Below are 546 nucleotides of genomic sequence, written 5' to 3' on the forward strand. Positions count from 1 at the left end.
AATGATTCGTAACTTCTTGTACAACGTATGTCAAGTTGAAGGTAACTGGACGATGGAATCATTCATCGAAAATACGATTGCCGATATTCGTAAGCAAGTAGGTAATAATAAAGTTCTTTGTGCACTATCTGGCGGTGTAGATTCTTCTGTTGTCGCTATTTTGTTGCATAAAGCAATCGGTGATCAATTGACTTGTATGTTTATCGATCATGGTCTACTGCGTAAAGATGAAGCTGAAAGCGTAATGGAAACATTCGTTGGCAAATTCGATATGAAAGTTATCAAAATCGATGCTCAAGAACGCTTCTTAGGTAAGTTAAAGGGCGTAGATGATCCTGAACAAAAACGTAAAATCATCGGTAATGAATTTATCTATGTGTTCCAAGAAGAGTCCGATAAATTCGATGATTTCAAATACCTTGCACAAGGTACGCTTTACACAGATATCGTAGAAAGTGGTACTGCAACTGCACAAACAATCAAATCTCACCATAACGTTGGTGGTCTTCCTGATGATATTAAATTTGAGCTAGTTGAACCATTAAG

General features: G+C 37.0%; 1 pseudogene. It reads left to right on the plus strand.

Annotated features, from left to right (window positions below):
* Positions 1-546 (plus strand): annotated as a pseudogene (locus AC1TPB_RS25055) (glutamine-hydrolyzing GMP synthase); the annotation flags it as partial.

The organism is Paenibacillus sp. Y951 (assembly GCF_056786395.1).